Source organism: Phytobacter massiliensis JC163 (assembly GCF_000321045.1).
Classification (GTDB): Bacteria; Pseudomonadota; Gammaproteobacteria; order Enterobacterales; family Enterobacteriaceae; genus Phytobacter_A; species Phytobacter_A massiliensis.
This window is the reverse complement of record NZ_HE578948.1, coordinates 284,270-291,156: the sequence shown is the minus strand read 5'-3', so window position 1 is coordinate 291,156 and position 6,887 is coordinate 284,270. Positions and strand designations below refer to the sequence as shown.

Below are 6,887 nucleotides of genomic sequence, written 5' to 3'. Positions count from 1 at the left end.
CCCAAAGGGGCGAGGGGACCGATTGTGCCAGCCGGGGCTGCGGTTTTCCCCTCTCCCTTCCAGGGAGAGGGCCGGGGCGAGGGAACCGATCGTCAGGATTTACCAGTCCGCGTACGGCGTCAGCGTCTGCGGCGGCATATCCATATCCCCCTGCCAGCCGGCGGCGGAATAGCGAACGTACAGCATGCCCTGGCTTGGGGTGTAATCTTTCGCCTGCTGAATATTCACCCCCAGCCCTACCGACCAGTTCGACGTGACCCGGCGCTCAATCAGCGCCTGGGCGGTGTAGCCTACGCCGCTGGAGCTCCCCCCCTCCTCTATAGCGGTTCTGGCATCTTCACGGTACGCCGCAGGGATCAGCCGCATCAGCGGATAGCTGCGCTCTGTTTTGGTCCTTGAATGCGACCAGGAGACCGATCCTCCCAGCTCCCAGGACCAGTTTTCCGTGCGCTGACGCCAGGTGACCGGCACCGAGAACGACAGGTACTCCTGTGGACTGTAATAGCCGCCCTGGCCCAGCGTGTAGTGGCTTAAATCCTTGTTGTAGTGCCAGATCATATTGTTCAGCCCGACGGTGAGGCGGCGATTATCCTCGTTAAGCAGCTTGTAGTAATAGCCCGCCATCCAGCGTACCCGCCAGTTATCGGCGACGTTTTTACCCGTTAACTGATCGCCCCCCAGCGACGCCCAGACGCCGTTGGCTTCGCCCTGGTCATAGCTGATGCTCGCCGTGCCGCCGTTGGCGCGCACGCCGCCCCAGGTGGTGCCAGGGTGATCGCCGTTGCTGTTATCTTTCTGCCCGCCAAACGCCAGCAAAGAGCTGGAGATGGGACGACGGTGCACGTCCAGCGTGTAGCCAATCGGCCCCAGATCGTTGCTGTAGCTCAGACCGCCCACCACATCGACAACGTTGAAGCCCATCGGCGTAGTGCCGATATCCATATCCCAGGTGTCGTTGCGCCAGCCCACCGCGACGCTGACGCCGCTGTCTTTCTGGCTGCGGTCGCCGCCGGTACAGGCCACATCGTTACAAGTCCCCCAGTTTGGCGAATAGGTATTGTCGTCATCCAGCGAAAAAGTGCCGACATCCATATTCACCACGTCGGTACGGAAGAACATTCTGCCGTCGGCGAGCGGCGCGTCGGCCTGCAACATGGTGGTGTGCGCTTTCAAGTCAGAGTAGCCGCCCGTGCCGCTGGAGCCCCAGTAGTTATGCTGGAGCGCAACGTTCACATCCTGCTGGCGATAAAGCTCTGCCGCATCGCTGCGCACGCCGCGTTTTAACCAGTCATCCGTGGCGTTATTGCGCGTGAGAAGGGTGAACTGGTCATTGCTGACAGGCCGCGTTGGGGTAATGCCCGCAGCGACCATCGCATCTTTATAGCGCGCAAACGCCGCCTGCGGCTGGCCGTCCTGCGCCTCGAAGCGCGCGGCGTCACGCAGCACCAGCGCGCTCTCCATTGACGGCGGCTGCGCCTTCGCCTGCGGCGCAATGGTCTCGAAGATCTGCCGGGCGCGGGCATTATCGCCCAGCGACGACTGAACCAGCGCCACCCGGCGCTGAGTGCCGAGCGACGGCGGCGCGGAAGGGGTCGGCGCAGGCAGTTTTGCCAGATACTCACGCGCCGCCACCGGGTTACCCTGCGCAACGCTCACTTCCGCCAGCCCCAGCAGCGCCTCTTCGCTGGCCGGTTCGCGGGCCAGTACCGCCTGATAGCGCGCCTGCGCCTGGGCGTTATCGCCCCGCTGCTGCGCCCAGTCGGCCAGCGTTAAATCAATCCGCGTCGAGGCAGGCTGCTGTTTCAGGTACGCCTCGGCCTGCGCTTCCTGGCCGCTGTCGCGCAGCCTGTTAGCCCGGTCGAGTAGCTGGTTGGCCTCCAGCCTGTTGGCCAGCTCCTCAATATTGCTGCTCCACTTGTCGCGCGGCAGGGCGTTGAGATGGGCCAGCGCCGCGCTCTGCTGGTTGTTGCCGGAGAGATAGAGCCCGTAGGCATAAACCTGCTCAGGATCGGCAGGCTTGCTCTGCGCCAGTTCCCGCATACGGGCATCGGCCTCGATCGGCTGCCCGGCGGAGCGCAGATCGCTCGCCAGCCGGTAGGTTATCCAGACGCTGCCGGGGTCCAGCGCCAGACGGCGCTTCTGCAATACGGCAGCCTCCGCCCAGCGCCCTTCGCTCTCCAGTTGCTGGGCCTGTTGCGAAAGCTGGTCATTGGTCAGGCTGCGTTCAATATCATCAATGCTGCGGCGCTGGCTGGCGCTAAGGGACTGGATAAACGCGGTCGCTTTCTCCGGCGACTGGGCGCGGTAGAGGTTCGCCAGCCCGCGCACCGCGTTACTGTTGCCGCTGTCCATCCGCAGCGCCTCGCGATAAAAACGTTCTGCCGCCGCAGCGTCATTGCGCGCGACCGCCGCATCGCCAAGCCCCAGTACGGCGTAGCTGTCGGTATTATCGACCTTGCGCGCCTGCTGGTAAAAACGCTCCGCCTGCGCCGGATTCTTCGCCGCCAGCTGCGCGTCGCCCTGCTGAATCAGCAGCCAGTAGCGGTTGGTCTGCAGCAGGCCGTCCCACTTGCTGCGGTTGTCGCTGTTGGGGTCGAGGGCAATGGCTTTTTCCAGCTGCGCCACGGCGCGGACGCGATCGCCCCGCTGAGAGTAAGCCTGCCCCAGCGCCCCCAGGGCTTCACTGTCCTGCGGATTCTGGCTCACCGCCCGCTCCAGCGCGCCGACGGCGTTGCCCCCCTGCCCGGCGCTGACTGCCGCCAGCCCCTGAGCGCGGGCGCGGAATACCGGGTCGGCGAGCTGTTTCTGCTGCGCCTCCAGCTGGGTTCGCGCCGCCACGACGCTGTCGCCAACGCTGAAGACGCCTAAAAAACGCTGTAATGCCGCCACGCTGGCGTCGCTCGGCGGCATACTCTGAATATGCTGATACCACATGGTGGCCGCCGCATCCCGCCCGGCATTGCTACGCGCCATCTGCTCAAGTACGGCGTAGGCCTCGTCATCGCGCCCGTCGGCCAGCAGCAATCGCGCCAGGCTATCCTGCAACGGCACATTGCCCGGCGTGCGGGCGTTAAGTTTTTTCAGCTGCGTCACGGCTTCGTTGTGCCGCGCCGGCAGTTTCGCCACCTGCTGCCAGTACTCGGCCGCCAGGTCGCCTTCCGGCGGGCTGCCGTTGAACATCTTTTCATACGCTGCGGCCGCTTCCTGCGGGTGGCCGGTGGTGGCAAGCAGGCGCGCCTGCTGCAACGCCTGCCGCCCTTCGGCGGTGGCAAGCGTCATCTCAATGCGGGCGGATTGGGTAGCGCTGGACTGCGGGGCCAGCGTGTTCAGCCGTTCAAGCTGCTTCTGCGCGCCCGCCTGATCGCCCTGCCTCAGCAGGTAGCGCAGGCGCGCGGCGATAACGTCAGGATCGTCGGGAGCCATCAGCTCCAGCCGGTAGAGAGACTGGCGCACCAGGTCTTCCCGCTTCGTCGCCTCCCCCAGGCGAACCTGTTCAAGGAGCTGCTGCTGCGCCGACGGCGCGGCGTGAGCGAGGGGCATCGTGGCGAGCCCCAACACAACCGATATGACACTTATTGAGAAGTTGCGCATGCCTGGCCCCAGTCAGGTTGTAACTCACCGCGAGGGGTGAAGCGAAAACGGTGCTCGTCCCAGCCCTGGCCAAACAGGGTCAGCACGTAGCTGTAATAGGCATCCTTACCCGGAAAGCGATCCGCCACCCGCTGGCGCTGCACGGCCTGGGCATCCCTCTGCTGCAAAAACGGCAGCAGTGCGGCAGAGAAGCCCACCGGGCCGTCGCCCTGGGTTTTACCGCTGGCGACCTCCACTTTTTCCGGCGGCAGGCCATTTTTCGCCGTCACGCTGGCCATGGCGTTGAGACGCGCCAGCAGGCGCGCCTTTTGTGGATCACCGTCATGCATCATGCCCACCCAGAGGTAAACCCGGATGGCGTCATAACTGCTGATAAGCGGTTTATCGGCTTTCAACTGCCAGCCTTTACCTTTCTGGTAGCTCACCCAGTCCGGCGAGAAGCCTTTCGGCGCGGTCTCCATGATAAGGCGCAGGTTGGTCTCCCGCAGGGTGCTCCAGGGCGCGCCGAAACGGGCGAAGTACTGCGCCACCTGCGGCGGCAGGTAGCTTGGGTTAAAGCGCCAGCGCGCTTTTTCGGCAAAGCCCACGCGCCCCGGCAGCAGCATGGAGCCCAGTCCCGGCACGGAGGCCACTTCTTCTTTCGCGATCAGGGTGAGCAACGCTTTGCCGCTTGCCGTATAGTCGGCGTCGTTCCATAAACGCCCGGCCTCCAGCAGCGCCCATGCAATCCAGACGTCGGCATCCGAGGCGGAGTTGGTGTCCAGCACCGTCCACTCGGCTTCGTTTTTCCGCCCCCACAGCCAGGCGGGCAGGTGGGCGCGCAGATCCCCCTGCGCCAGATTGTTCTGCGTCCACTGCAGCACCGTTTTAAACATCGCCCGGTCGTTGGCGGCAAGCGCAAAGAACAGCGCGTAACTCTGCCCTTCCGAGGTGGTAATTTGCCGCGCGTCGCTGGGGTCGATAACCCGCCCGCCCTCGCTGATATAGTCCTGCTTAAAGCGATCCCAGGCAGGCCAGCTACAGGCGGCCCAGGCCTGCGCCGCCGCCAGCCACAGCATGGTAATAAGCGTTACCCGTAGCGCGTTCATCACCGTTTACTCATGATCCGGGTCGAGACGACGACGGCTGATAATGCGCAGCAGACGCCACAGCACCCACGCCAGCAGCACCACGCTCACCGCCGCCAGCAGCGCCAGCAGCACCGGGTGGTTAGCCAGCGCGTACCAGACGCGCTCAAACCACGGCAGGTGGCCCACATAGTAAATGTCGCCGACACGCAGCCCGTTGACCCCGGATTCACGAATCACCGACACCGAACCGTAAATAGCCGCCCGCTTGCCGCTGTCGTTCATCGCTTCATTCAGCAGTTCATAGCCGCGCGGGCTGTCCGCCAGCAGCGCCACGACGCTGCGCTGCTCGTTATACGGGGACTGGAAGCCGATAATCGCCGCCATCGGGCCGCTGGAGGTGACAGCGGTTTGCGCGTCGGCTTTGCGGTCGGCATCATCCGGCCCCGCGCCGGGGAACGGCGTCTGGCGCAGCGGGGTCTTCACCCAGCTTTGCGCCGCGTTCATCAGCAGGTCGATGCGCTTATCGTCTTTCAGTTTCTCCGGAATTGCGCCAACGATCATGATATCGGCATCTTTGCCCTGAATCTGGCTGCCATCGTCGGTCAACGTGACGTTAATTGCCGGGAAGCCGGTCTGCGCCCCTACCGTACCCAGCGCGTCAAACAGGGTGGTCAATTGGCCCGGCGTCGGGTTCGGCGGCATCACCACCATGGTTTCAGAGAGGTCGGCCATCCGGCTAAAGGGGAAGCCCGCGTTGGCGAAGGCGCGCAGATCCGGCATGGCGATAAAGTGGTAGTACTGTGAGAAATCGATCGTCGAATCATCGCCAATCACCACCCGGTTCTGCACCGGCTGGAAGGTGACGCAGTTATCCACCGTCCCGCCCGGCATCGGGTTCATGTACTGGAAGTCAAAGCGCAGCTGGTTAACCGCCCCGAGCTTGAGCGCCGGAATGGCGACATCGGTTTTCCCGTCCAGCAGCCCCTGCAAAACGGGCAGGCGCAGCAGCAGGCGGTTGGAGTCCTGATTGCTGGTCAGGCTGAAATATTGCAGGAACTGGTTATTCAGGCTGATATCCATCCGCGAGTTGTCCCGGGTCGGCGGCGCGGTGTAACGGTAGTTAAGGTGCATATCGATACCGTTGCTGCGCAGCAGATAGAGATCCGGCGGCAGGTTGAGGGCCAGGTTAATCGACGATGGCTGCAGCCCCACGGACTGCAACTGCTCCTCATAGCTTTTCAGTTCGCCAAACGTGACCGCCCGGTCAGTACGCACCCAGTTCGGCGCATCATAGGGCTTGCGCGCCAGCAGCGGCTTCACTTCATCCACCGTCACGCTGCTGCCGCGAAACAGGACGTTCCCCTGGGCAATGCCCTTCGCCGCCTGCAACAGGTCTTTATCGTCACGACCGAATACCACCAGCAGCTTCACGTAGGGATTGGTGGGGTGGTTCATCATGGTGATGGTGGGTGCCTGCACCGCCGGGGCGTCCCGCAGGAAATCCGGGCGCTTATCGTTGGTGGCGAAAACGATCGCGTTACTCTCCGGCAGGGCGTCAAAGACCGCCGGGAAGCGCTGGCCGCGCCAGCCGGTGCGCGAGCCGAACCAGGAGGCGATCACCGCTGCCGCCTGCTGCTGTATCAGATCCGGCGCGCCGGCAAACACCATCGGCAGCGTTAACGGGCGGTTGTCGCGCGGGTCGAAAAAGGGAATGGGGAAGTGGGACAGGTCGTTCTGCACCGCCAGCCGCTGGTAGGAGAGCTCCAGCGAACTGCTGCGACCAATGTCCATCCACAGCGTGCTGCTGGCCGGGTTCTCACAGACTTCCTGATAATGGCCGACAAACTCCAGCCGCACGCGGTTAAAGTCGGTGATGTAGAGCGGGTCGATAGGCACCTGCGCGCGGGTCTTTTTCCCCAGCTGCTCTTTGGTGACCGGCAATACGCCCATCAACTCATCGTTCAGGTAGACCTTGAGCTGCGACTGTACCGGCAGCAGCGACGGCGACGGCGTATATTCCAGGTTGAGCATCGCCTTCGACACCACCTCATCGCTGCGGGTGCCGAACTCAATGGCGTTATTGGGGTTGATGCCGCGCAGCACCATGCTGCCCGGAGGCGGCGCGATATCCGCAAAGGTCAGCTTTACGTTACGCGACGGGGCGCCATCCGCCACCACCGGCGCGCCCGCGCCGGGTACGCCCGGCATCACCTGGCCCGGCGTCTG

General features: G+C 63.8%; 3 protein-coding genes. All 3 read right to left on the bottom strand.

Annotated features, from left to right (window positions below; all coding sequences use genetic code 11):
• Positions 1-99 precede the first annotated feature (99 nt).
• Complete coding sequence (gene bcsC, locus ENTHG_RS18760; RefSeq protein ID WP_044183324.1) at positions 100-3,591, bottom strand: cellulose synthase complex outer membrane protein BcsC; 3,492 nt, start codon at positions 3,589-3,591, stop codon at positions 100-102.
• Entirely contained in the window at positions 3,573-4,679 is a 1,107-nt protein-coding gene (gene bcsZ / locus ENTHG_RS18755) for a cellulose synthase complex periplasmic endoglucanase BcsZ (RefSeq protein ID WP_044183322.1), read from the bottom strand. Before bcsZ ends, bcsC begins: the two co-directional genes overlap by 19 nt.
• A 6-nt stretch (positions 4,680-4,685) precedes the next feature.
• On the bottom strand, positions 4,686-6,887 hold a 2,202-nt coding region (bcsB, locus tag ENTHG_RS18750), incomplete at its 5' end, for a cellulose biosynthesis cyclic di-GMP-binding regulatory protein BcsB (RefSeq protein WP_071825906.1).

Excerpts from the sequence above, each read along its gene's own strand:
- bcsZ (WP_044183322.1), bottom strand. The coding sequence starts at position 4,679 with ATGAACGCGCTACGGGTAACGCTTATTACCATGCTGTGGCTGGCGGCG.
- bcsC (WP_044183324.1), bottom strand. The coding sequence starts at position 3,591 with ATGCGCAACTTCTCAATAAGTGTCATATCGGTTGTGTTGGGGCTCGCC.